Source organism: Paenibacillus terreus (assembly GCF_042138595.1).
Classification (GTDB): domain Bacteria; phylum Bacillota; class Bacilli; order Paenibacillales; family Paenibacillaceae; genus Paenibacillus; species Paenibacillus terreus.
The window spans coordinates 1-22,478 of record NZ_JBHIRX010000024.1 but is presented as its reverse complement, the minus strand read 5'-3'; the positions used below and the strand labels follow the sequence as shown (position 1 = coordinate 22,478).

General features: G+C 51.8%; 16 protein-coding genes and 2 riboswitches. Of the genes, 13 read left to right on the top strand and 3 right to left on the bottom strand.

Annotated elements, in window-relative coordinates:
* The first annotated feature begins 39 nt into the window (after positions 1–39).
* The 6 genes from floT to ACE5KN_RS27825 all read left to right on the top strand — a co-directional run bounded on the left by floT (position 40) and on the right by ACE5KN_RS27825 (position 7,773).
* Positions 40–1,572 carry a flotillin lipid rafts scaffold protein FloT gene (gene floT, locus ACE5KN_RS27850; protein WP_375527344.1) on the top strand — a complete coding sequence of 511 codons (1,533 nt, stop codon included), beginning with the start codon at positions 40–42 and terminating at the stop codon, positions 1,570–1,572.
* Positions 1,573–1,710: 138 nt separating this feature from the next.
* Entirely contained in the window at positions 1,711–2,559 is an 849-nt protein-coding gene (gene glcT, locus ACE5KN_RS27845; RefSeq protein ID WP_375527345.1) for a glucose PTS transporter transcription antiterminator GlcT, read from the top strand.
* 260 nt (positions 2,560–2,819) lie between these two features.
* The gene (ptsG, locus tag ACE5KN_RS27840; protein ID WP_375527346.1) at positions 2,820–4,862 is read left to right on the top strand and encodes a glucose-specific PTS transporter subunit IIBC; all 2,043 of its coding nucleotides are present in this window, start codon (positions 2,820–2,822) and stop codon (positions 4,860–4,862) included.
* A gap of 135 nt (positions 4,863–4,997) precedes the next feature.
* Positions 4,998–5,273, top strand: a complete 276-nt coding sequence (locus tag ACE5KN_RS27835; protein ID WP_375527347.1) for an HPr family phosphocarrier protein — start codon at positions 4,998–5,000, stop codon at positions 5,271–5,273.
* The gene (ptsP, locus tag ACE5KN_RS27830) at positions 5,266–6,978 is read left to right on the top strand and encodes a phosphoenolpyruvate--protein phosphotransferase (RefSeq protein ID WP_375527348.1); all 1,713 of its coding nucleotides are present in this window, start codon (positions 5,266–5,268) and stop codon (positions 6,976–6,978) included. Before ACE5KN_RS27835 ends, ptsP begins: the two co-directional genes overlap by 8 nt.
* Positions 6,979–7,491: 513 nt before the next feature.
* Positions 7,492–7,773 carry a stalk domain-containing protein gene (locus ACE5KN_RS27825; protein WP_375527349.1) on the top strand — a complete coding sequence of 94 codons (282 nt, stop codon included), beginning with the start codon at positions 7,492–7,494 and terminating at the stop codon, positions 7,771–7,773.
* Positions 7,774–7,862: 89 nt separating this feature from the next.
* On the opposite strand, the gene gcvPB is transcribed toward ACE5KN_RS27825, so the two are convergent.
* From gcvPB to gcvT, 3 genes are read right to left on the bottom strand one after another with little or no spacing between them, the layout of a single operon-like run.
* Complete coding sequence (gene gcvPB / locus ACE5KN_RS27820; protein ID WP_375527350.1) at positions 7,863–9,329, bottom strand: aminomethyl-transferring glycine dehydrogenase subunit GcvPB; 1,467 nt, start codon at positions 9,327–9,329, stop codon at positions 7,863–7,865.
* Positions 9,326–10,681, bottom strand: a complete 1,356-nt coding sequence (gcvPA, locus tag ACE5KN_RS27815) for an aminomethyl-transferring glycine dehydrogenase subunit GcvPA (RefSeq protein ID WP_375527351.1) — start codon at positions 10,679–10,681, stop codon at positions 9,326–9,328. The genes gcvPB and gcvPA overlap by 4 nt, the downstream gene beginning before the upstream one ends.
* Before the next feature lie 41 nt (positions 10,682–10,722).
* Positions 10,723–11,826 (bottom strand): glycine cleavage system aminomethyltransferase GcvT, encoded by a 1,104-nt coding sequence (gcvT, locus tag ACE5KN_RS27810; RefSeq protein WP_375527352.1) that lies wholly within the window; start codon positions 11,824–11,826, stop codon positions 10,723–10,725.
* 91 nt (positions 11,827–11,917) lie between these two features.
* Positions 11,918–12,011: riboswitch (glycine riboswitch) on the bottom strand.
* A riboswitch (glycine riboswitch) is annotated at positions 12,012–12,125 on the bottom strand. It lies immediately after the preceding riboswitch.
* Positions 12,126–12,476: 351 nt separating this feature from the next.
* On the opposite strand from gcvT, the gene gcvH reads away from it, so the two are divergent.
* From gcvH to ACE5KN_RS27775, 7 genes are all read left to right on the top strand, one after another.
* Positions 12,477–12,872, top strand: a complete 396-nt coding sequence (gcvH, locus tag ACE5KN_RS27805) for a glycine cleavage system protein GcvH (RefSeq protein WP_375527353.1) — start codon at positions 12,477–12,479, stop codon at positions 12,870–12,872.
* A gap of 511 nt (positions 12,873–13,383) precedes the next feature.
* The gene (locus ACE5KN_RS27800; RefSeq protein ID WP_375527354.1) at positions 13,384–14,844 is read left to right on the top strand and encodes a PTS mannitol transporter subunit IIBC; all 1,461 of its coding nucleotides are present in this window, start codon (positions 13,384–13,386) and stop codon (positions 14,842–14,844) included.
* Between the two features lie 259 nt (positions 14,845–15,103).
* The gene (locus ACE5KN_RS27795; RefSeq protein ID WP_375527355.1) at positions 15,104–17,182 is read left to right on the top strand and encodes a BglG family transcription antiterminator; all 2,079 of its coding nucleotides are present in this window, start codon (positions 15,104–15,106) and stop codon (positions 17,180–17,182) included.
* Entirely contained in the window at positions 17,179–17,613 is a 435-nt protein-coding gene (locus ACE5KN_RS27790) for a PTS mannitol transporter subunit IIA (protein WP_355320498.1), read from the top strand. Before ACE5KN_RS27795 ends, ACE5KN_RS27790 begins: the two co-directional genes overlap by 4 nt.
* Positions 17,610–18,755, top strand: a complete 1,146-nt coding sequence (locus ACE5KN_RS27785; RefSeq protein WP_375527356.1) for a mannitol-1-phosphate 5-dehydrogenase — start codon at positions 17,610–17,612, stop codon at positions 18,753–18,755. Before ACE5KN_RS27790 ends, ACE5KN_RS27785 begins: the two co-directional genes overlap by 4 nt.
* Positions 18,756–19,117: 362 nt before the next feature.
* Positions 19,118–21,514 (top strand): type I pullulanase, encoded by a 2,397-nt coding sequence (gene pulA, locus ACE5KN_RS27780; RefSeq protein WP_375527357.1) that lies wholly within the window; start codon positions 19,118–19,120, stop codon positions 21,512–21,514.
* A gap of 200 nt (positions 21,515–21,714) precedes the next feature.
* The gene (locus ACE5KN_RS27775; RefSeq protein WP_375527358.1) at positions 21,715–22,347 is read left to right on the top strand and encodes a 50S ribosomal protein L25; all 633 of its coding nucleotides are present in this window, start codon (positions 21,715–21,717) and stop codon (positions 22,345–22,347) included.
* Positions 22,348–22,478: the final 131 nt, after the last annotated feature.

Genomic DNA, 22,478 nt, shown 5'->3' with positions numbered 1-22,478 from the left:
TAGGCTCTTAATCTACATAAACAGAAAGGGCGGGTTTGTATGGAAGCATGGGATATTTTTCTGATTCCGGGCATTGTAGTTGCGGTTATTGTCGTTCTGGGTATTGCCTTTTGGGCAAGGTATAAGACGGTGGGGCCGGATGAGGCCATGATTGTGACGGGTTCTTTTCTGGGTAATAAAAATATTTCAGAGGATGAGTCCGGCCGGAAAATTAAAATTGTGCGGGGCGGGGGCGCTTTTATATGGCCGATTTTCCAGCAATCCGAGTTTATTTCCCTGCTGTCCCACAAGCTGGATGTGACTACACCTGAGGTGTATACAGAGCAAGGGGTGCCGGTTATCGCGGACGGAGTTGCCATCATCAAGGTGGGGAGCTCCATTGAAGATGTGGCGACGGCTGCGGAGCAGTTTATCGGCAAGCCGCTTGAAGCGCTGAAGGGCGAGGCCCAGGAGGTGCTTGAAGGTCATCTGCGGGCGATCCTCGGCTCCATGACTGTGGAAGAAGTATACCGGAACCGTGACCGTTTCGCCCAGGAGGTACAGGGAGTAGCCGCTCGTGATCTTAAGAAAATGGGGCTGCAGATCGTCTCTTTTACCATCAAGGATGTTCGTGACAAGCACGGATATCTGGATGCGCTCGGTAAACCGCGGATTGCGGCCGTCAAGCGGGATGCGGAGATCGCGGAAGCGGAAGCGATGCGGGATGCCCGGATCCAGAAGGCAAGTGCGGAGCAGGAAGGGCAGAAGGCCGAGCTGCTGCGTGACACCAATATTGCCGAAGCGGAGAAAGAGAAGGAACTGAAGGTAGCAGCCTTCAAAAAGGAGCAGGATACAGCCAGAGCGGAAGCGGATCAAGCTTATTACATTCAGGAAGCCCGCGCCAAGCAAACTGCAGTGGAAGAGCAAATGAAGGTGGAGCTTGTGCGTAAGGAACGTGAAATTGACCTGCAGGAGAAAGAGATTCTGGTGCGTGAAAAGCAGTATGACGCTGAAGTGAAGAAAAAAGCGGAGGCAGACCGTTACGCAGTTGAGCAGGCGGCCGAAGCGGAAAAAGCCCGCAAAATGCGTGAGGCGGATGCGGTGCAATACTCCATTGAAAAACAGGCCCAGGCAACGGCGGAACAGAAGCGGTTGGAAGGCCAGGCAATGGCAGATGCAGAGCTGGCCAAAGGCTCAGCCGACGCGGAGGTCATCCGTCTGCGCGGACTTGCTGAGGCGGAGGCGAAGGAGAAGCTGGCGGAAGCTTTCCAGAAGTTCGGCGAAGCAGCCGTTCTCGACATTATCGTCAAAATGCTGCCTGAGCTGGCCGGACGCGTTGCGGCTCCGATTTCCTCCATCGACAAGCTGACGGTGGTTGATACAGGCAAGGGGGAAGGCGCGGCACGTGTTAGCAATTATGTCACCGAGCTGATGTCCACGGCTCCTGAAATGCTGAAAAGTGTATCCGGGATTGATTTGGAAGCGTTGATCCAGGGGTTGACCAAGCCGAAAACGGCACAACCTGTGCCAGTGCCAGCAGCGGGCAGCGAGGCTGCCGCTACAGCCGGCGAATTATCGTCAACTAAGGAATAAGAGAAATGAAGCCGCCATGCAAACCATAGAAGGGTGCCGCAGGGCGGCTTCATCAGTGTAAAGCGCTTCTATTGACCTCCAGCTTATTATTTGTTACTTTTAGCTGATAGAAGTGGGTATGAAAAAAGAGGTGCGAATGTGAGCAGCCTACAAGTGTCCAAAGTACTCAATAATAACGTCATCATAGGCATACATCCGGATTATCAGGAAGTTGTCGTCATCGGAAAAGGAATCGGTTTCAACCGCAAGTCCAGAGACCAGATTTCATTGTCCGCCGCTGAGAAGATGTTTATCCTGACGAATCAGGATGAGCAGGAGCAGTACAAGCAGCTCATTCCCCAGGTGGATGAGAAGCTGATCGAAATTATCGGCGAAGTCATACATGATATTGAAGGCCAGGTCAACGCGCCCTTGAACGAGCATATCCATATTGCATTAACGGATCATATTGCTTTTGCCATGAAGCGCAAAGAGCAGGGAATTACGATTCATAATCCGTTCTTGTATGAGACGAAGGAAATCTACCCGGAGGAGTATAAACTGGCTGAATCCGCGGTCCGGAAAATCCGTGACAAGCTGAACATAGATTTGGGCAGTGACGAAATCGGTTTCATTGCGCTCCATATTTACAGCGCTTTGACCAACCAGCACATTTCCCAGGTCAAGGAGCATTCTCAGCTTATTTCAGATCTGGTACAGGTCGTGGAACAGACGCTTGATTATAAAATTCCTACGGATTCACTGGATTATTCCCGGCTGCTGACCCATTTGAGATTTGCGCTGGAGCGAATCCGGCGCGGCGAGAAGGTGCAGGAAATGCACAAGCTCGACAAGCTTTTGAATGCGGAGTATCCGGAAATGTATATGCTGGCGTGGAAGCTGACCAAAATTATGGAAAACCGGCTTCACCAGCCAGTCTATCCGGCGGAGGTCAGCTATCTTACGATGCACCTCCAGCGCCTGCAGCAGCGGAAGGACGAAAGCTGAATTTTTTTGTGATGAAAAGGATTGCATTTTTCGACGAGCGGTGCTACAATGACTTTCGTCAATAAGCAAAACAACAATTGAAGATGAAAACGTGTTACTGATTCGATCAGGCATGAGTTGATTAAAGTATGATTGGAGACAGCCTCCAGGGGGAAAGCTACATCCCAAGGTTGTTACCTTTATGCTTTATTGGCTCATGCCTTTTTGCATTCTATTCTGTTGTTGTTTTGAGATGAATAATATTGAAGGATGTGGGTTTCATGTTTAAAAAGCTTTTCGGCGTTCTACAACGTGTCGGTAAAGCTTTGATGCTTCCCGTAGCAATCCTGCCTGCTGCAGGATTGCTGCTGGGGATCGGCAACGCGCTGGTTAACCCGGATTTGATTCAGTACATGCCTTTCCTTGGCGCTGGCTGGGTTGAATCCGTTGCAACCATCATGATGAATGCCGGTCAAATTGTCTTTGACAACCTGGCACTGCTGTTTGCGGTCGGTGTTGCCGTCGGTTTGGCCAACGGTGAAGGTGTTGCGGGTCTTGCCGCCATCATCGGTTATCTGATCATGAACGTGACGCTCGGTACTGCGGTGGGCGTAACACCAGGGCTTATCGCACAGCAAATTCCAGGTTACGCGAGTATTCTGGGTATCCCAACGCTGTCAACCGGTGTGTTCGGGGGCATCATCATCGGGATCCTGGCGGCAGCGATGTACAACCGTTTTTTCAAAATCGAGCTTCCGTCTTATCTCGGCTTTTTTGCCGGCAAACGCTTTGTTCCGATTGCAACATCGGTTGGCGCACTGATCATCGGCTTGCTGCTGGTTGTCATTTGGCCGCCGGTGCAAAGCTTCCTGAACGCGGTGTCCCACTTTATGGTGGACACGAACCCTGTACTGGCAACATTTATTTTCGGTGTGATCGAACGCGCTCTGATTCCATTCGGATTGCACCACATTTTCTATTCTCCGTTCTGGTTTGAATTTGGGGAATATGTCAACAAAGCAGGTCAGGTCATCCGCGGTGACCAGCACATTTTCATGGCTCAGCTGAGAGATGGTGTGCCATTCACCGCAGGCGCATTCCAGGTTGGTAAGTTCCCGTTCATGATGTTCGGGCTTCCTGCCGCTGCTTTGGCCATGTACCACGAAGCCAGACCGGAGCATAAGAAATATGTGGCAGGTATCATGGGTTCCGCTGCATTGACTTCGTTCCTGACAGGTATTACGGAGCCGCTTGAGTTCTCCTTCCTGTTCGTAGCTCCGCTGCTGTTCGCAGTGCATACCATCTTTGCGGGCTTGTCCTTCATGACGATGTATCTGCTGAATGTAAAAATCGGGATGACGTTCTCCGGCGGTTTTATCGACTTCCTGATCTTTGGTATTCTGCCGAACCGGACTCCTTGGTGGTATGTCATTATCGTTGGTCTTGTGCTGGCCGTGATCTACTACTTCGGTTTCCGTTTCATCATCCGCAAGTTCAATCTCAAAACACCTGGACGCGAAGAGCAGGCCGAAGAGAATGAAAATGCCGGCGGAGGGGCAACCGATGATCTTCCGCATAATATTTTGACGGCATTTGGCGGTCCGTCCAATATCAAGCATCTGGATGCTTGTATTACACGCTTGCGCATCGAAGTCAACGACAAAGCCAATGTTGACAAAAATCGTCTGAAGCAGCTCGGAGCTTCCGGCGTGCTGGAGGTCGGCAATAACGTACAGGCGATTTTTGGTACACGTTCTGATACGATTAAATCGCAAATGCAGGATATTATGGCAGGCCGCACACCTGCACCGGCAGCCGCTCCTGAGCCTGAGACTGAAAAAGCGGCCGGTGAAGCAGGGCAAGCCATTATCAGTGAGGACATTGTAATGCCGGTAAACGGTGAACTGCTTTCGATTACCGAAGTGCCGGATCCGGTATTCTCCGAGCGTATGACCGGTGACGGATTTGCGGTTCTGCCGCATGACGGCAACATTGTTTCTCCAGTATACGGCAAGGTGTTCAACGTGTTCCCGAGCAAGCATGCGGTTGGCATTATGTCCGACGGCGGCAAGGAAGTCTTGGTGCACATCGGTGTCAATACCGTAAAACTGAAAGGACAGGGCTTTGAGGTTCTTGTGAACGAGGGAGACCTCGTATCCGCTGGCCAGCCAATTATGAAAGTGGATCTGGAGTATGTGAAAGAAAATGCCAAATCGATCATTTCTCCGATCATTTTTTCCAACCTGCCGCAGGGTGCAGGAGTCACGCTGGACAAGAGCGGAACACTCAAAGCTGGCGAAGATAATATTATTACGATAAAATAGTAACGATCTGCTTCTATAGTGAACGTTCCGCAGCGGTCTCAGGACCGCGGGAGCGTTCTATGGGTATAAGCGGTTGATGTCATATCAGCAAGCAGCAGATTTACAATAATATATTCAGAAAGTGGGAGAATCATCATGCAAAGAACATTTACAATCACTGACGAAGACGGTATCCACGCACGTCCGGCAACAGCTCTGGTTAACACTGCGACAAAATTCAGCGGTGTAGAATCCTTTGCTGAAGCTAACGGCAAAAAGGTAACTTTGAAATCCATCCTGGGCGTACTGTCCCTGGGTCTGGAAAAAGGCGACACGATCAACATCATCTGTGAAGGCGGCAACGAAGCAGAAGCTCTGCAAGCGCTGGAAGATGTAATGGTTAAAGAAGGGCTGGGCGAAGTAAATGCTTAAAATCTCCGGGATCGCTGCCTCGGCAGGCATCGCTATTGCCAAGGCGTTTATCTTGGAGCATCCTAACTACTCTGTAGAAAAACGCACGGTAACGGATGTCGAAGCGGAAATCGCGAAGCTGGACGCAGCATTGGCGCAGTCGCAATCCGAGCTGGAGAGTATCAAGGAACGGACCCTTCAGGAAATGGGAGAGAAGAAGGCTGAAATTTTTGCTTCCCACCTCCTGATTCTGAACGATCCCGAGCTGATCGATCCGGTGAAGGATAAAATCAGAAACGAACAAGTCAATGCGGAATTTGCATTGGATGAAACAGCATCGCAATTTATTGCCATGTTCGAAAACATGAAGAGCGAATATCTGCAGGAGCGGGCGGCTGATATGCGCGACGTAACCAAGCGTGTGCTGAATCACCTGCTTGGACTGAAGTTCATGAGCCCTGCTGAAATCAGCGAAGAAACGATTGTGCTTGCAGAAGATTTGACACCTTCCGACACAGCGCAATTGAACCGTAAATATGTCAAAGGCTTTGCCACAAATATCGGCGGTCGTACATCACACTCCGCCATTATGGCGCGTTCGCTCGAAATTCCGGCTGTCGTCGGTACAAAGGACGTCCTTTCTCAAGCAAAAAGCGGTGACCTGATCATCGTGGACGGTTTGGATGGAGAGGTGTTCGTGAATCCGAGCGACGAAGTGGTTGCAGAATATCGTCAAAAGCAGCAGGCTTATGAGAAGCAGCGCGAAGAATGGCGCAAGCTGCGCGACGAAGCGACCGTTTCAACAGACGGCGTTCACGTCGAGCTGGCTGCCAATATCGGTACACCAAACGACGTTACAGGTGTGCTTGAGAACGGTGGGGAAGGCGTAGGCCTGTACCGTACGGAATTCCTGTACATGGGACGCGACAAGCTTCCTTCGGAAGACGTACAATACAATGCTTACAAAACGGTTCTGGAGAAAATGGAAGGCAAGCCAGTCGTAGTTCGTACACTGGATATCGGTGGTGACAAGGAGCTCCCTTATCTGGACATGCCGAAGGAAATGAACCCATTCCTGGGCTTCCGGGCCATTCGTCTCTGCCTGGACCGTCAGGATATCTTCCGGACACAGCTGCGCGCTTTGCTGAGAGCCAGCGTGTACGGCAATCTGCGTATTATGTTCCCTATGATTGCTACGCTGGGTGAATTCCGTGAAGCCAAAGCGATCCTGCTGGAAGAGAAAGCGAAGCTTGCTTCCGAAGGTGTTCAGGTATCTGAGGAAATTCAGGTGGGCATCATGGTGGAAATTCCATCTACGGCGGTGCTGGCAGACCAATTCGCGAAGGAAGTCGATTTCTTCAGCATTGGCACCAACGACCTGATTCAATATACGATGGCGGCAGACCGCATGAACGAACGGGTATCTTACCTGTATCAACCATACAACCCGGCCATACTGCGTCTGATCAAAATGGTTATTGACGCAGCTCATGCGAATGGACGTTGGGCGGGCATGTGCGGTGAGATGGCAGGGGACGCTACAGCGATTCCTCTGCTGCTCGGACTTGGACTGGATGAGTTCAGTATGAGCGCCACCTCCATCCTGCCTGCCCGCAGCCAGATCTCCAAGCTGTCCCGCGCGGACATGGAGAAGCTGGCCGCACAAGCATTGGACATGCAGACAGCCGAAGAGGTTGTTGCACTGGTTCAGAGCATTGAAGGGTAAGCTTATCCGTTTTTCATAAGGTTTATCTTTTTCCAAAACATACTCATGCTGAGTTATACAGCAGCCGGTACCTTAAGAGGTACCGGCTTTTTTTGGCGTGCCCGGATTCAGGCGTACCCGGATTCTTCTTCCGATCGCTGGGGCGTACCCGGATTCTTCTTCCGATCGCTGTTATCCCCGGATTTCCTGATTGAAATGGACAGTGGAAGAAATCCGGGGATAAAGGCGAACGCTCCGCTTCTCCAGAAGAATTCCGGGCACTTGGGAGTATAGTGTTCCTTGAACGCTTTGTTTGTTCAAGGGAGGTTTTTTGTGGGTTGATTCGAGGATGAAAAAGAATATAACACTACTAGGCTAATCATGAACAAAAGGATATTTCTTTTTGCTGTAATTTACCCTAGTACACACCAAAAAATATGTTGATATTTTCATAAGGAAGATAATATATTGGGTAGTGTACCAAATACATAAGGAGTTTTTACTAATGCCGCATTTTTTGGAGGTCAGCGGAAAATGAAAACAACGAAAATATTATCTGTGTTCACCGTAATACTAGCGTTAATATTGGGAACTTCCAGCACGGCTCTTGCATCATTAGACCATCCAGAAGTGTATGTGAATAATGAGAAAATAGATAAGATCACTAGAGGTGGAGCATTTGAGGCTAGAGTTTCTCCAATAGGAATTACCTATGTGCCTTTTAGACCTATCTTTGAAAAATTCAATATGAACGTATACTGGGACCAAGAAACAAAATCGGTTACTGCATCGGGCACGGATATGACATTGTGTTAACCCAAGATTCTTACTATGCGCTTGTATATGAAGAAGGAGCCCAGGTCACAGGCCTTGGGCTCCTTTTTTCATGAAGCTCTTGGTAAACATTAACTACAGGCGCAGTTCAAAACAGGCTTGCGTGCAGCGGTCGTTTCATCCAGGCGTGTGACCGTTGTGGTGTAAGGGGCGTTCAGCACCAGCTCTGGGTTTTCCTCGGCCTCCTTGGCAATGCGGATCATCGTATCGATAAAGCCGTCCAGCGTTTCTTTACTTTCCGTTTCGGTCGGCTCGATCATGATGCATTCCTCCACATTCAGCGGGAAGTACACGGTTGGCGGATGGTAGCCGAAATCGAGCAGCCGTTTGGCGACGTCCAGGGTGCGGACGCCGAATTTTTTCAGGCCGCGGCCGGACATGACAAATTCATGCTTGCAGACGCCCAGATACGGAACCTCGAAGTAAGGAGCCAGGCGGTGCATCATATAGTTGGCGTTAAGCACGGCGCATTCTGAAACGGCGCGTAGGCCGTCCGGTCCGTAGGTGCGGATATACGCATAGGCACGGACGAGAATGCCGAAGTTGCCGTAGTATGCTTTGACGCGGCCGATGGAATGGGCCTGCTCCGTATCCCATGTGTACGTTCCGTCCTCGTTTTTGACGACAAGAGGTTTTGGCAGAAACGGAACGAGCAGCTGCTTGACGCCGACCGGACCGGCTCCCGGGCCGCCTCCGCCGTGCGGGGTACTCATCGTTTTGTGCAAATTCAGGTGCACGACATCAAAGCCCATGTCCCCTGGACGGGTAATGCCCATAATAGCGTTGGAGTTGGCTCCGTCGTAATAGAGCAGCCCGCCGGCTTCGTGCACAATCTCCGCAATCTCCGTGATTTGCTCTTCGAACAGTCCAAGGGTATTCGGATTCGTCAGCATAAGAGCGGCAGTGTCGCTGCCAACGGCGGAGCGCAGGGCATCCAGATCCACAAGTCCCTTGGAGGTCGAAGGAATCGTGATCGTCTCGAATCCCGCAACCGTGGCGCTCGCCGGATTGGTTCCGTGCGAGGAGTCGGGCACAATCACTTTGGTGCGCTGCTCGCCGCGGCTTTCGTGATAAGCGCGGATCATCATCAGGCCGGTCCATTCCCCGTGGGCTCCGGCAGCAGGCTGCAGTGTGACGGCGTCCATGCCCGTCAGCCCGGCCAAATCATTTTGCAGCGTATACAGCAGCTCAAGTGCGCCTTGAATGCTTTCCTCTGGCTGATAAGGATGGATTTTCGCGAAGCCGGAATAACGTGCGACATCTTCATTGACTTTCGGATTGTATTTCATTGTACAGGAGCCAAGTGGATAAAATCCGTTATCTACGCCGAAGTTGCGGCGGGACAGCTCTGTATAATGACGGATGACGTCAACCTCGTAGACCTCTGGCAGTGCGGCAGGCTCGCTGCGCAGCAGCTCGGACGGAATGAGCTCGTCAGCGGGACGGCGCGGCACATCACATTCGGGCAGTGAATACGCGACACGTCCCGGACGGCTAAGTTCAAAAATCAGCGGCATATCATGTTCGGATTGAGTCATAGCAATTCCTCCAGCACCGATGTGAATTGGTCAATCTCTTCCTTGGTTCTTTGCTCCGTTACGGCGATCAGCATATGGTTTTTGTACTCTTCGTAGTCTCTGCCGAGATCGTAACCGCCGATAAAACCGGCGTCCAGCAGACGTGACTGCAGGGACGGCATATCAGTATTCTGCGGCAGGACGAGCACGAACTCATTAAAGGTCGGGGAAGTAAACGCCGTCTTTACTCCAGGCAGGGAGGTGAGTCGTTCAAGGGCGTATCGGCTTTTATGCAAATTCAATTCCGCCACCTCTTTCATGCCGTTTCTGCCCATAACGGACATATATACAGATGCAGAGAGGGCAAGCAGCGCCTGGTTGGAGCAGATGTTGGATGTCGCCTTCTCGCGGCGGATATGCTGCTCGCGTGCTTGCAGAGTAAGAACAAAGCCGCGCTTGCCGTTGCGGTCCTTTGTTTGGCCGACGATTCTTCCGGGGATGCGGCGCATATGCTCCTGCGATACGGCAAAATAACCGCAGGTTGGCCCGCCGAGCGATGAGGAGATGCCAAGTGGCTGTGCGTCTCCCACCACGATATCGGCTCCGAGCTTGCCCGGCGCTTCAAGCAATCCGAGTGAAAGCGGATTGGAGCTGACCACCAGCAGACCCTTCTGGGCATGGATTAAATCTGCCATTGGACGAAGATTTTCAATGGAGCCAAAGAAATTCGGATTCTGCACGAGCACGGCTGCGGTATCCTCTGTTACTGCAGCAGCGAGCGCCTCGGGATCGGTAACGCCGTTTGTGCAGCCTACTTCAACAACCTCCAGGTTAAGGCCATGTGCGTAAGTGTTCAGCACCTGCCGGGCTTCAGGGTGGACGGCGCGGGATACGACAAGGCGCTTGCGGCGCGTGGCGGCGGCTGCCAGATTGCCGGCTTCAGCGAGAGCGGTGGCCCCGTCATACATACTGGCATTGGCTACCGCCATGCCGGTAAGCTCGCATATATAGGACTGGAATTCAAAAATGGCCTGCAGCTCTCCTTGGCTTACTTCCGGCTGATAAGGGGTGTAGGCCGTATAAAATTCCGAGCGGGAAATAACATGATTGATGACGGACGGAATGTGATGATCATAAATGCCTGCACCCAGAAAGCTGGCGTGGGTTTCACTGCTGGCATTCCTGCCGGCCAGCGCCGACATATGACGGGTCAGGGCCCGTTCATCCAGCCTGGAAGAAACGGGGAGCTCGCCCCGGAAGCGAATTTTTTCGGGAATATCCTTGAACAGGTCCTCAATACTGTCGGCACCCACAGTGCGAAGCATTTCGGCGCGATCCTGCTCGGTCATCGGTAAGTATCTGTGCTGATTCATTGGCTGCGCTCCTCTCAATATCCGTAATGTTCCGGTTATCTCTATTTTGTTCGTTTGTAGAACGGTGCCTTGATAACCTCTGCTTTGAGGCGTTTGCCCCGGATTTCCACCTCAACCTGTGTGCCTAACTGGGCAAAACGGCTGTCAATCAGCGCAAGCCCCAGATTCCGCTTCAGGGTAGGGGACTGCGTGCCTGTTGTCACTTCGCCAATCTGCTCCGATTCCGCGAATACCGGGTAATGAGAACGCGGAATGCCGCGGTCCACCATTTCCAAGCCAACGAGCTTGCGGGAGGGACCTTGCTCCTTCTGGGCAAGCAGTGCTTCCTGTCCGATAAACGCCCCTTTATCCAGCTTGACGAAAAAACCCAGTCCCGCCTCCAGTGGGGAGATCGTCGGAGACAGCTCCTGGCCGTACAGCGGCAGCTTCGCTTCAAAGCGCAGCGTATCCCGTGCACCCAGACCGGCGGGAACCAGTCCGTGAGCTTCCCCCGCTTTCATCAGTCCCTGCCAAATCAGCGGGGCATCCTCAGCGCGGCAGTAAATTTCGAAGCCGTCTTCCCCTGTGTATCCCGTGCGGGATATAAGGGCGGAAGAAGCCCCGAATAAGCTGGCATGTTGAACAAAACGGAAGGGGCCGAGTGAAGTGACATCGCTGTCTACGGCACCGGAAAGGATCTCTGCTGCTGCAGGACCCTGAAGGGCAAGCAGCGCAGTTTGATCCGATACATTTTCCATTTGCACATCGGCGGGCTTATGCTGCAGCAGCCATTCCCAATCCTTTTCGATATTGGAAGCATTCACGACGAGCATGTAGGAATGGCGGCCGCGCTTGTAGACAAGCAGGTCGTCCACGACTCCTCCATCGGGATAACACATCAGCGTGTACTGTGCCTGGCCGTCTTCCAGCCTGGACACGTCGTTGGTGGTTACACGCTGCAGAAAGCTTTCTGCTTCAGCCCCTGTAACGTTGAACTCGCCCATATGGGAGACATCGAACAGTCCGGCGCGTTCGCGTACAGCCTCGTGCTCCTTTTGAATGCCGCTGAACTGGACAGGCAGCTCCCAGCCGCCAAAATCAATGCAGCGCACGCCGGGATTCCCGGCATACAGCGGGTACAGCGGTGTTCTTTTCAATGCGGTCAACACAATTCACCTCGCAAAAGAGTTGGCACAGCTTATGAAAAAGCAAAAAAGGACAGGCCAAAGAACGGTGCATGGCTTCCCAGCCATTCCATTCTTCAGCTCTGTCCTTGATACCTGAGAGTTACCCTGTTGGTTCACAGGTTTCCCCTTGGGTGACCCGCTGCCGCGGATTCTCTCCAGAGTTGCGTCCGGTAAAGGTCCTTTTGCCTGAGAGATTCACCGCTTGCCGGCTTACTCCTTCGGCGTTACCCGCTGATTCCACGGTTGCAAGACACGCATGAGTCTGGCTTCATCCTCCATGCGGCCACCCCGCCCGAGCTTGTTACAGATGCGCCTTGACGCATCATTTTCCCGGAATATCGGTAATCTCTCCCTATACGTTCATCCGCTATTCAATCTATATCCATTAATACGCGATCACCGGGCATATGTCAATAAATTTGTCATATTTTAAGATGGATAACAAAATGTAAGCCATTACCCTTCCTTTAGTGCTTTAATCCGGAAAAAAAGAAATGGTTTTTTGTAAGCAATATTGACATTTGAAACTTGCTTGGCTTAATCTTACGTTGAAAACAAGAAGGTGCAGGAGCTGCTAAGCGAACAATCTTTTCATGGTGGGAAATTCCAATGGAAATGGAGCGGTATACATGAGCGAAGTTAAAGAAAACTATTTGTACAGCGAAGAGCATGAGTGGGTGAAAATCACGGAAGAAGGAACCTTGCTGGTCGGCATCTCCGATTTTGCGCAGCACCAGCTTGGCGACATTGTGTTTGTCGAGCTGCCAGAGGAAGGCGGCACTTTGGAAGCAGGCGCAAGCGTGGGTACGATCGAATCTGTCAAAACGGTGTCCGATCTGTATGCTCCAGTAAGCGGCACAGTGTTTAAAGTGAACGGGGCGCTGCAGGATTCGCCGGAGCTCGTCAACAGTTCGCCGTACGAGGATGGCTGGATGCTTGAAATCCAGGTGGATGGCGACGTTAATGATGCAGTAAGCAAACTGCTGAGTGCAGAAGCGTATAGCCGGCTTGTGGAAGAGGCTTAATGAAGCATTCACTCTAAAATAGGATATTTGTCCTATTTACTGCGTTTTTTTTCGAAAAACGACATAAAGTGTATGCAAGCGTATATTCGTTTTTGCAAGCATATTGATAAGCATGGCAGCCTGATATCTCATGTGAGATACAGCGGCCATGCTTTTTGCCGTTTGGTCAACAACATTGGAACCAAGACATAATGTTCAGGGAAATTGCGGTTAATACCGGCGAAGTTCGTTTATATTAAGGTATGACTATATGAATCGCATTTAGAGCATACTATTCTTCCCCCGAGAATCTTAAATTTAAATTTTGTCATCAACGTTCATGACGAAACTGCATTTTCATTTTATTGATGGAGATACCGTTTTCAATTAGGATGAAGGTAAGCAAAAGGATATGAGGCCTTTTACCTAAGGATTTGACAAAATCAGAAAAAGCGACAAATTCCTATATTTCGTATCGAATTTTGACGAATCCTTAACCTGAAGGTTTCAATACATTGAGGAGGTTTTCAACATGAGTTCAGTGGACGCTAAGTCCGGAAGCGGCGGAGGCCTGCGCGTTGGAGTGCAGAAATTCGGACGCTTCCTGAGCGGCATGGTTATGCCGAACATGGGCGCATTTATCGCCTGGGGCTTGATTACGGCCCTCTTTATTCCAACAGGATGGATTCCAAACGAAAATTTTGCCACGCTTGTTGATCCGATGATCAAGTATCTGCTGCCGCTGTTAATTGGTTACACAGGTGGTACAATGGTACATGGACAGCGTGGTGGTGTGGTCGGCGCGATTATGACGATCGGTGTCATTGTCGGCGCAGACATTCCGATGTTCCTTGGCGCCATGGCCGCAGGTCCGTTCGCGGCATGGGTAATCAAGCAGTTTGACAAAGCGGTTGAAGGCAAAATCAAATCCGGCTTCGAGATGCTGGTCAACAACTTCTCCGCAGGCATTATCGGTGCCATTCTTGCCCTGCTTGCACATACGATCATTGGTCCGGTAATCGAAGTGATCAGTAAAGTGTTGTCGTCAGGAGTTCAGTTCCTGATGGATGCAGGCTTGCTCCCGCTCGTCAACATCATCATTGAGCCAGGTAAAGTATTGTTCCTGAACAACGCCATTAACCATGGCATCCTGACACCAATTGCAACAGAGCAAGCTTCGCAAATGGGCAAATCGATTTTGTTCATGCTGGAGTCTAATCCGGGACCTGGTCTTGGCATTCTGCTTGCATACTGCTTCCTGGGCCGCGGTTCGGCTAAAGCATCTGCTCCAGGTGCAGCGATCATTCACTTCTTTGGCGGTATTCATGAGATTTACTTCCCGTACATTCTGATGAGACCGATTCTGATCCTGGCCGCAATGGCCGGTGGTGTTGCAGGTACGTTTACATTTATGATTACAGGCGCAGGTCTGGTAGCAGCTCCTTCGCCAGGCAGTATCTTTGCTTACTTTATCATGACGCCAAAAGGCGGTTACCTGCCGATGCTGGCCGGTGTTGTTGTAGCGGCAGTTGTCTCTTTCGTCATTGCTGCAATTCTGCTGAAGACAGGCAAACAGACAGATGAAAACCTGGAAGATGCATCTGAGCGTATGAAAGAAATGAAAAACCAAGGCAAAACAGGTAATGCAGCTGTAGCAGCCGATAACCGTGAAGCGGATCGTGCGGCAGAAGTGGCTTCCAACAATGTCGTTAAAACGGATGTTAATAAAATCGTATTCTCTTGTGACGCAGGTATGGGATCAAGCGCCATGGGCGCATCCATTCTCCGCAAGAAAATGAAGCAGGCCGGCGTGGATGTGGTCGTAACGAACACCGCAATCAGCGAAATTCCGCAGGATGCCGACATCGTAATCACACAGAAAACGCTGACTGACCGTGCTAAAACGGTTGCGCCGAATGCGGAGCATATTTCCATCGACAACTTCCTGAAGAGCCCTGAATATGAGGAGCTTGTGGAACGCCTGAAAAAATAATTCGTAGAGGTAGTTCAAAAAGTCATCTTTTGATCACGAAGGAAGTCAGGAAGCGGATTCGACATCGAATCTTGAATTCAGCCGGGACTTCCGGGGCTCACGTACCCTAAGTACGCTCCGCTCCTCAGTCCCTAGCTTCATTCAACCTTCTCGGTGCTGAAAACCTGACTTTTTGAACACTGACTTGAAATGCCTTTCAGTAAAGTTTTTCGGGTCATACGCACAGGCAGTTCAAGAGCGAAATCGGGAGGACGGTACGATGAATATTACCAAACGACAAAGCGAAATTCTTGAATTCCTGCTGCAGCAGACCAGAGAGGTGACTGCGGGCGACATTGCCGCCCGCATCAATGTCAGCACGAGAACCGTTTTGCGCGAGCTGAGTGCGGTAGAGAAATGGCTGGAGCCCCATGGGGTCAGGCTGGAAAAAAAAACCGGGATCGGAATCCATTTGGATGCCGATCCCTCTCGGCTTTTCCAGCTTCGCCAGCAGCTTTTTCGCTCGGAGTCGGTAGAGTATTCAGCAGAAGAGCGAAAGATTTACAGCTTATGCATGCTGCTGGATGACAGGGAGCCGATCAAGCTGATGTCGCTGGCGGCTGATTTGAAGGTAACAGTTGCTACCGTCAGCCATGATCTTGACGAGCTGCAATCCTGGATTGAGAAGCATGGGCTTACCCTTGTGCGCAGGCGCGGATACGGTGTGCAGATTACAGGCAGGGAAACGGACATCAGGCGGGCCATATCAGAGCTGGGATTGGAGCATTTGGATGAATCCGACTTGTTCGGAAAGGATTCGACCAGACACTCATCCCATGCCATGGATAAGCTGATGGAGCTCATCGGCAGAGATGTGATGCTGACGGTAGAGAACGCCTTGTGGCAGCCGAATGAAAAATGGCTGGAAAACATGGTCGAGAGCAAATATATGGAACTGCTGATTCAGCTTTCTGTCGCCATCGCCCGCATCCGGCGGGGCTTTGCGGTCGAGCAGCCGGAATCGGAGCTGATCCTGGGGGCCAATGAAGAAGAGGCTAAAGTTCGGGCAGCTATGGTGGAGCGAATATGCGCTGAATTGTCCGTTGCGTTGTCCCTTCAGTTCCCTGAACAGGAGAAAAAATATTTCAGACATCTGTTCCGTTCCGCCGAGGATCGCTCGACAAGGCTGCTGCCGCTGGATGATCTGGTGCTGCTGGAAATTGTGAATGAACTGATCCGCCGAGTGGAGGAGAACGCAGGGGTGCATTTTGGAGAGGATCGCCTCCTGCGTGAAGGACTGATTGCCCATGTCGAGCCTGTCATTAAACGACTGAAAGAAGGAAATGACATTCGCAATCCGCTGCTGCAGCAGATCCGCAAGGACTATGCCGAGCTGTTCGAGGCGGTCAAGGAGGCCGCGTCGGGAATGACCGAGCTGAATGTGCCTGATGAAGAAGTGGGCTTTCTGGTCATGCACTTCGGGGCTTCCATCGAGCGGCTGCGCCAGCTGCAGCGGGAGGTGCGCGCCATTGTGGTATGTACCAGCGGAATAGGCTCTTCGCGGCTGCTGGCTACACGGCTTGCGAAGGAGCTTCCGCAAATCAAGATCGTGGACCGGGCGTCATGGTTCGAAGCGGCCCGCATTCCCAAGGAGGATTACGATCTGGTCATTTCGACCGTTGATCTGCCCCTTGAGAAGGATCGTTATCTGAAAATCAGTCCACTGCTGACGCAGGAGGAGAGTGACCGCCTGCGTCATTTTATCCAGAACATAACACTCAAGAAGGTAAGCGGCAGGCAAGGGCAGACTGTGGAACCGAACCAAGGATTGGGGTGGCTGGTCGGGCTCAAGGACAGTCTGCAGGAGATTGTGCGGATCGTGCAGAATTTTCATGTCTACCCGTTGGATAACCGGGGAATGGATATGAATGAAGTTTTATACGCCATGTGCATTTCCGAGGTCGGGCGGGGAACCGTGCATGACCCGGAAGCAGTAGCAGAGCTTCTGGCCGAAAGAGAGCAGCAAGGCAGTCAGGTGATTCCGGATACACAGCTGGCCTTGTTCCACACACGCAGCAGACACATCCGCACGCCTTCGCTTTCGCTGTACAGGCTGAGCGAACCGTTGGAGTTGGAAGGAGCACAGGAAGCGGTAAATGAGTTGCTGTTAATGCTGGGGCCGCGCGAGCTGTCCAAGGAGAGCCTGGAGGTGCTCAGCGAAATCAGCGCATTGCTGCTTCAAGGAGAAATGATTACGCTGCTGGAGCACGGAAGCCGGGATGAAATCACCAGCTATATAGCGGATGAACTGGCCGACTTTTTCCGCAGCAAACTAGAGACAGGGAGGACCATACAATGAGCATCATGTCCACAGACAAAGTTAAAATGAACGCAACAGCGAGTGACAAATACGAGGCAATCCGCATGGCGGGCCAGATTCTGCTGGATGCCGGCCACATTACGGAAGCGTACATTGACAAGATGGTCGAGCGTGAAGAAATCGTATCCACCTATGTAGGCAATGGATTGGCGATTCCGCACGGAACAAAAGAATCCAAGGAGTTTATCAACTCTACAGGCATCTCCATTATCCAATTCCCGCAGGGTGTGGATTTTAACGGAGAGAAAGCATATATGGTTATCGGCATCGCAGCACAGGGAGGGGAGCACATGGAAATTCTGACCGGGATTGCCGTGGTATGCTCCGAGGAAGAGAACATGGACAAACTGCGCAACGCCACAAGCGCACAGGAAATTATCGATCTGTTTGAAAGCGAGATGGAACTATGAGAGCGGTCCACTTCGGAGCAGGCAACATCGGACGCGGATTTATCGGATTGCTGCTGTCGCGTGCCGGATATGAAGTGATTTTCTCTGATGTCAACGACACACTTGTGTCCGAGCTGCGCAGCCGCAACCAGTACACTGTGGAATTGGCCAATGATGCCAAGGACACGGAAATCGTAACCAATGTAACCGCCATTGACGGAAAAAATGTGGATGAGGTGGCCAGCGCGGTGGCCACTGCGGATTTGGTAACGACGGCGGTTGGCGTAAATATTCTGAAGCATATCGCGCCTGGAATTGCCAAAGGCATCACACAGCGGATTGCAGACGGGGCATCCCCGCTGCATGTAATCGCATGCGAAAATGCCATCGGCGGCAGCGCGCAGCTGAAGGAGCATGTATTTGCCCTGCTGGAAGAGGATGTACGCGCGAAAGCGGAGACTTCCGTATATTTCCCGAACGCGGCGGTAGACCGGATCGTACCGATCCAGCACCACGAGGATCCGCTGCATGTGCAGGTGGAACCTTTTTATGAGTGGGTGGTTGACCGTTCCCAAATGGCTCCGGACCATACGGAAATCGAAGGTGTATTGTATGTGGATAATTTGGAGCCGTACATTGAGCGCAAGCTGTTTACCGTAAACACAGGCCACTGTGTTGCAGCTTATCTCGGTTATGTGGCAGGCTTCGAAACGATCCAGGCGGCCATTGCTGACGAAAAGGTAGTCGCTTCCGTGCGAGGTGCGCTGGAGGAGACTGGGGCCGTACTGGTCAAACGCTTCGGCTTTGATCAGGCGGAGCATGATAAATATATCAGCAAAATTTTGGACCGTTTCCGCAACCCGAATCTGACTGACGAAGTCGCCCGCGTGGGCCGCTCCCCGCTGCGGAAGCTGTCGCCGAACGATCGCCTTGTTCGTCCGGCCCTGCAAGCCTATGAATACGGCATTAACCCGGATCACCTGGCGCTTGGCATGGCGGCTGCGTGCAAGTTTAATGTCAGCGAAGATCCTGAAGCCGTAGAGCTGCAGGAAGCGATCCGCACCGAAGGATTGGCTGCCGCAATCACACGGTATACATCGATCCCGCAGGATCATCCTGTACATCGCCAAGTTTTGGAGCAGTACGAGAAATTAAACGCATAATGATACTTACTTGAGCAGAAAAGCATTCAGGCCCTTTATACGCCTGGGTGCTTTTTGTGTATATACATATATGACTGTAAGTTTGGCGCTGGTACTCTATGCCGGACTATAGCAGCACTGCTTGATATGGCATAGAATATATAGAAGAGTGTCATCAATCCCCTCTTCTATATTCGACAGGCTAACGGCGACAGGAAATAAGTCCGTTATATCTGAACTATTTGTTGGTGCAAAGGTATACAAAAGAGGTTCAGGAAGCATAAATGGTAGTATTGGTCAGTGGACAGATTCAGCTTATCGGTTTATTATGTGACTTTCAAAGTAAGTTTAATGCAGTATTGAAAATAATGGTGGTGATGCAGATGGCAAATGAAGCATCTCTCAATCCGGTTTATCATGGCCGGGACCTTGGTTTGACCTACACGAAGGATTACTGTCTTTTTAACATATGGGCTCCAACTGCGGAGCGTGTCGTTGTGTCTTTGTACGAAGATGCGGGTGAATATGATGAGCAGGGAAATGTGACGGATCATAGCGGAGGCCGTGAATTTCCCCTAACCCGTAATGAATATGGCGTTTGGTCGCTGAAGCTGCAAGGGGATTGGAAAGGTTATTTTTATATGTACCTTGTCACTTTGCCAGGTAGAGAGCCGAATTATGCCGCTGACCCATACAGCTTTGCCGTTTCTGCTAACGGACAGCGTTCCGCCATTGTCGACCTGGCTGAAACGAACCCTGTAGGCTGGGAAAATGACGTTCGCCCCCAGCGCGGGGAGCCGGTGGATGCCGTCATTTACGAGCTGCATGTGCGGGATTTTTCCTCCGATCCTGAAGCTCCTTTTAGGGGTGGACGAGGAGGTTTTCAGGCGTTTGTGCAAACAGGGCTGAAGGATGCACAGGGCAATCGCATCGGCATTGATCATTTGCAGGAGCTGGGTGTTACGCATGTGCATTTGATGCCGGTGCCGGATTACAAGACGGTGAATGAGCTGGCAGTGGCCGCGGGGGACCGTTCAGGCTATAACTGGGGCTATGATCCGCAGCATTACAATGTGCCTGAAGGATCTTATGCCAGCGATCCTGTGGACCCTGCAGCAAGAATCCGCGAGTTCAAGCAGGTGGTACAGGCACTTCATGCCGCAGGCATCGGCGTCATTATGGATGTGGTGTACAATCATACATTTTCTGTGGATGACGGGCCGTTTGAACGGGTGGTTCCCGGTTATTTTTACCGCACAGACGAGCAAGGCAGGCTGACCAACGGTTCGGGAGTAGGCAACGAGCTGGCGACCGAGCGTCCGATGGTCCGCAAGTTCATCAAGGATTCGCTGCGGTTTTGGGCCGAGGAGTATCATGTGGACGGCTTCCGGTTTGATCTGATGGGCCTGATTGATACCCCTACGGTTGAAGAGCTTACGAAAGAGCTGCGCAGCGAGGTATTCTCAGGCATGATCATTTACGGGGAGCCCTGGACGGGCGGAGAGTCCCCCCTGCAGCACAAAACGCTGAAGGGAGCGCAGCGGGGCAAAGGCTTTGCCGTCTTCAACGACAATTACCGCAATGCGATTAAAGGCGACAGCGATGGCTGGGGCACTGGATTTGCAACCGGCGCCTGGGGCAAGGAAGACGATGTGGTGCAGGGAATCCGCGGGGCTATTTACGATTTTACCGAGCTTCCCTCTGAAACGGTCAACTATGTGACAGCCCACGATAATCTGAATTTGTGGGATAAAATCATTACAGCCCGCCATCTGCGCCATGCGTGTTCTTTTCCGGAATGGAATCAGGGAGTGCCGGCAGATGGACGGAGTGCGGCCGAAGCGGTGGAAGCCGCGGATCCGTATCGCTGGGTGAACGGGGATGATTTGCTGAAGGAGGAGTCGGTGCGCCGTTCTCTGCTAGCCAATGGCATGGTTCTCACCTCCCAAGGCATTCCGTTTATTCATGCAGGCGATGAGATGCTGCGCTCCAAGTATGGGGATCATAACAGCTACCGCAGCGGCGACGAGGTCAATGCAATCCGTTGGGGCAATAAAGCCCGCTTTTTGCCGGTGTTTCTTTATTATCAAGGGCTGATAGCGTTGCGCCGCAGCCATCCCGCATTCCGCATGAGGACCCGTGAGCAGGTGGAGCGGCATCTGGAAATTTTGCGCGCCTCCGATCATGTGGTCGCTTTCCGGCTCCATGGATATGCCAACGGGGACAGCTGGAGAAATATAGTGGTGATTTATAACGGCTCCGACCGGGACGAAACGATGTTTTTGCCTGACGATTCGGAGCGTTGGCACATCGTCGTCAATGATTGCGAGGCAGGCACGGAGACGCTTTCCATCGCTGAAGGCGACAGGGTGACGGTTCCGCGCTGGTCCATGATGGTGCTGCATGATGGTATGGATGATCCGCTTTCCGTTCAGGTGGGAAATACGGACAGTGAAATGGCGGAGGTCCATAAGCAGGATGGCTTCCGGTTGGTTGAGATGTACTACCAGCGTGCGGACGGCCGATATGAAGGCTGGAACGTCTGGGTATGGGGAACCGGTCTACAGGACGGCCATGTTCCGCTCACGATGACCCGGGAGGGACGGGCTGTAGCCCGTATCCGGGTAGCGCCGCATGTACGGAGGATCGGGTATATTTTCAGGCTGAACCAGTGGGAGGACAAGGATATCGATATGGACCGCTATTTGGAGCTTGGTGACGGGAACGAGCCTGTCCGGGTCATCATTCACAGCGGAACGGTGGCGGTACAAGCGGTTTAACAGGCCCGGAATTACTAGGACGCTTTATCTCTTTCATGAGAAAAAAGCGTCTTTTTTTGCATAAAATGTGTCAACGCTCTGTAAAATGGTTAAGGTATATTTATGGGGCTTGTTTTGCTTGCAGCCTTGCCGCTGCGGCAGCCGGCCCGAACATCAAGGCACAGCCACTTGTGAAGAGAACCTGGAGGAGGTTATATACTATGGCTAACGGCAATAAAAGCAATCAACTGACGACGGAGCCGAGAACGGGGACAAAGCGCTCGGAACTGCGCAAGCTGAGATTGAATGGTCGTATTCCGGCGGTTGTGTATGGCTCCGATATGGAGGGGACTCCGGTAAGTGTGGATGCCAAGGAATTCAAGAAAGTGATCCGGACGGGACGTACGGAGATGCTGGATCTTGTATTGGAAGGCGGCCGCAAGGTGCCGGTGCTGATCAAAGATTATCAGGAGCGTGACGGCCAATGGCTGCATGCTGATTTTCTGAAGGTTTCCAAAAACAAACCCATCCGTGTCCGTGTAGCTATCGACTATCAGGGTACGGCGGCAGGCACCAAAACAGGCGGCATTCTGCAGGTACAGGAAACAGAGCTTGAGATCGAGGCGCTGCCGGATGATCTGCCGTCTGTGATCGAGGCTGACATTTCAGGCATGGAGGTCGGGGACAAGCTGACAGCAGGAGACATCAAGCTGCCTGACAAGGTAACGCTGATTTCCCCTTCAGAAGAGCTGCTTGCTTCCATTGTGATTCCCCGCGCGGTTGAAGCCGAGAATGAGGCGGCCGACAATGCCGGGGAAGCTGAGGCAGCCGAGGGTGCAGAAGGCGATTCTTAAAAGTTGACGTAATATACAGGCTTGTTTGCCTGAACAGAATGCCCTTGAGCCATAGTGAAGTGCACCCCTTAGAATAGACATTGGAAAAACCCCCGGGTTTAGCCGATGAAATTCTAGGGGGTGTTATTTTT

What these genes read in the sequence shown, in the direction of transcription:
- gcvH (WP_375527353.1), top strand. Translation starts at nt 12,477, where the DNA reads ATGAGCGAAGTTAAAGAAAACTATTTGTACAGCGAAGAGCATGAGTGG.
- ptsG (WP_375527346.1), top strand. Translation starts at nt 2,820, where the DNA reads ATGTTTAAAAAGCTTTTCGGCGTTCTACAACGTGTCGGTAAAGCTTTG.
- pulA (WP_375527357.1), top strand. Translation starts at nt 19,118, where the DNA reads ATGGCAAATGAAGCATCTCTCAATCCGGTTTATCATGGCCGGGACCTT.
- ACE5KN_RS27795 (WP_375527355.1), top strand. Translation starts at nt 15,104, where the DNA reads ATGAATATTACCAAACGACAAAGCGAAATTCTTGAATTCCTGCTGCAG.
- ACE5KN_RS27800 (WP_375527354.1), top strand. Translation starts at nt 13,384, where the DNA reads ATGAGTTCAGTGGACGCTAAGTCCGGAAGCGGCGGAGGCCTGCGCGTT.
- ACE5KN_RS27775 (WP_375527358.1), top strand. Translation starts at nt 21,715, where the DNA reads ATGGCTAACGGCAATAAAAGCAATCAACTGACGACGGAGCCGAGAACG.
- ACE5KN_RS27790 (WP_355320498.1), top strand. Translation starts at nt 17,179, where the DNA reads ATGAGCATCATGTCCACAGACAAAGTTAAAATGAACGCAACAGCGAGT.
- ptsP (WP_375527348.1), top strand. Translation starts at nt 5,266, where the DNA reads ATGCTTAAAATCTCCGGGATCGCTGCCTCGGCAGGCATCGCTATTGCC.
- gcvPA (WP_375527351.1), bottom strand. Translation starts at nt 10,681, where the DNA reads ATGAATCAGCACAGATACTTACCGATGACCGAGCAGGATCGCGCCGAA.
- gcvPB (WP_375527350.1), bottom strand. Translation starts at nt 9,329, where the DNA reads ATGACTCAATCCGAACATGATATGCCGCTGATTTTTGAACTTAGCCGT.
- ACE5KN_RS27835 (WP_375527347.1), top strand. Translation starts at nt 4,998, where the DNA reads ATGCAAAGAACATTTACAATCACTGACGAAGACGGTATCCACGCACGT.
- ACE5KN_RS27785 (WP_375527356.1), top strand. Translation starts at nt 17,610, where the DNA reads ATGAGAGCGGTCCACTTCGGAGCAGGCAACATCGGACGCGGATTTATC.
- floT (WP_375527344.1), top strand. Translation starts at nt 40, where the DNA reads ATGGAAGCATGGGATATTTTTCTGATTCCGGGCATTGTAGTTGCGGTT.
- ACE5KN_RS27825 (WP_375527349.1), top strand. Translation starts at nt 7,492, where the DNA reads ATGAAAACAACGAAAATATTATCTGTGTTCACCGTAATACTAGCGTTA.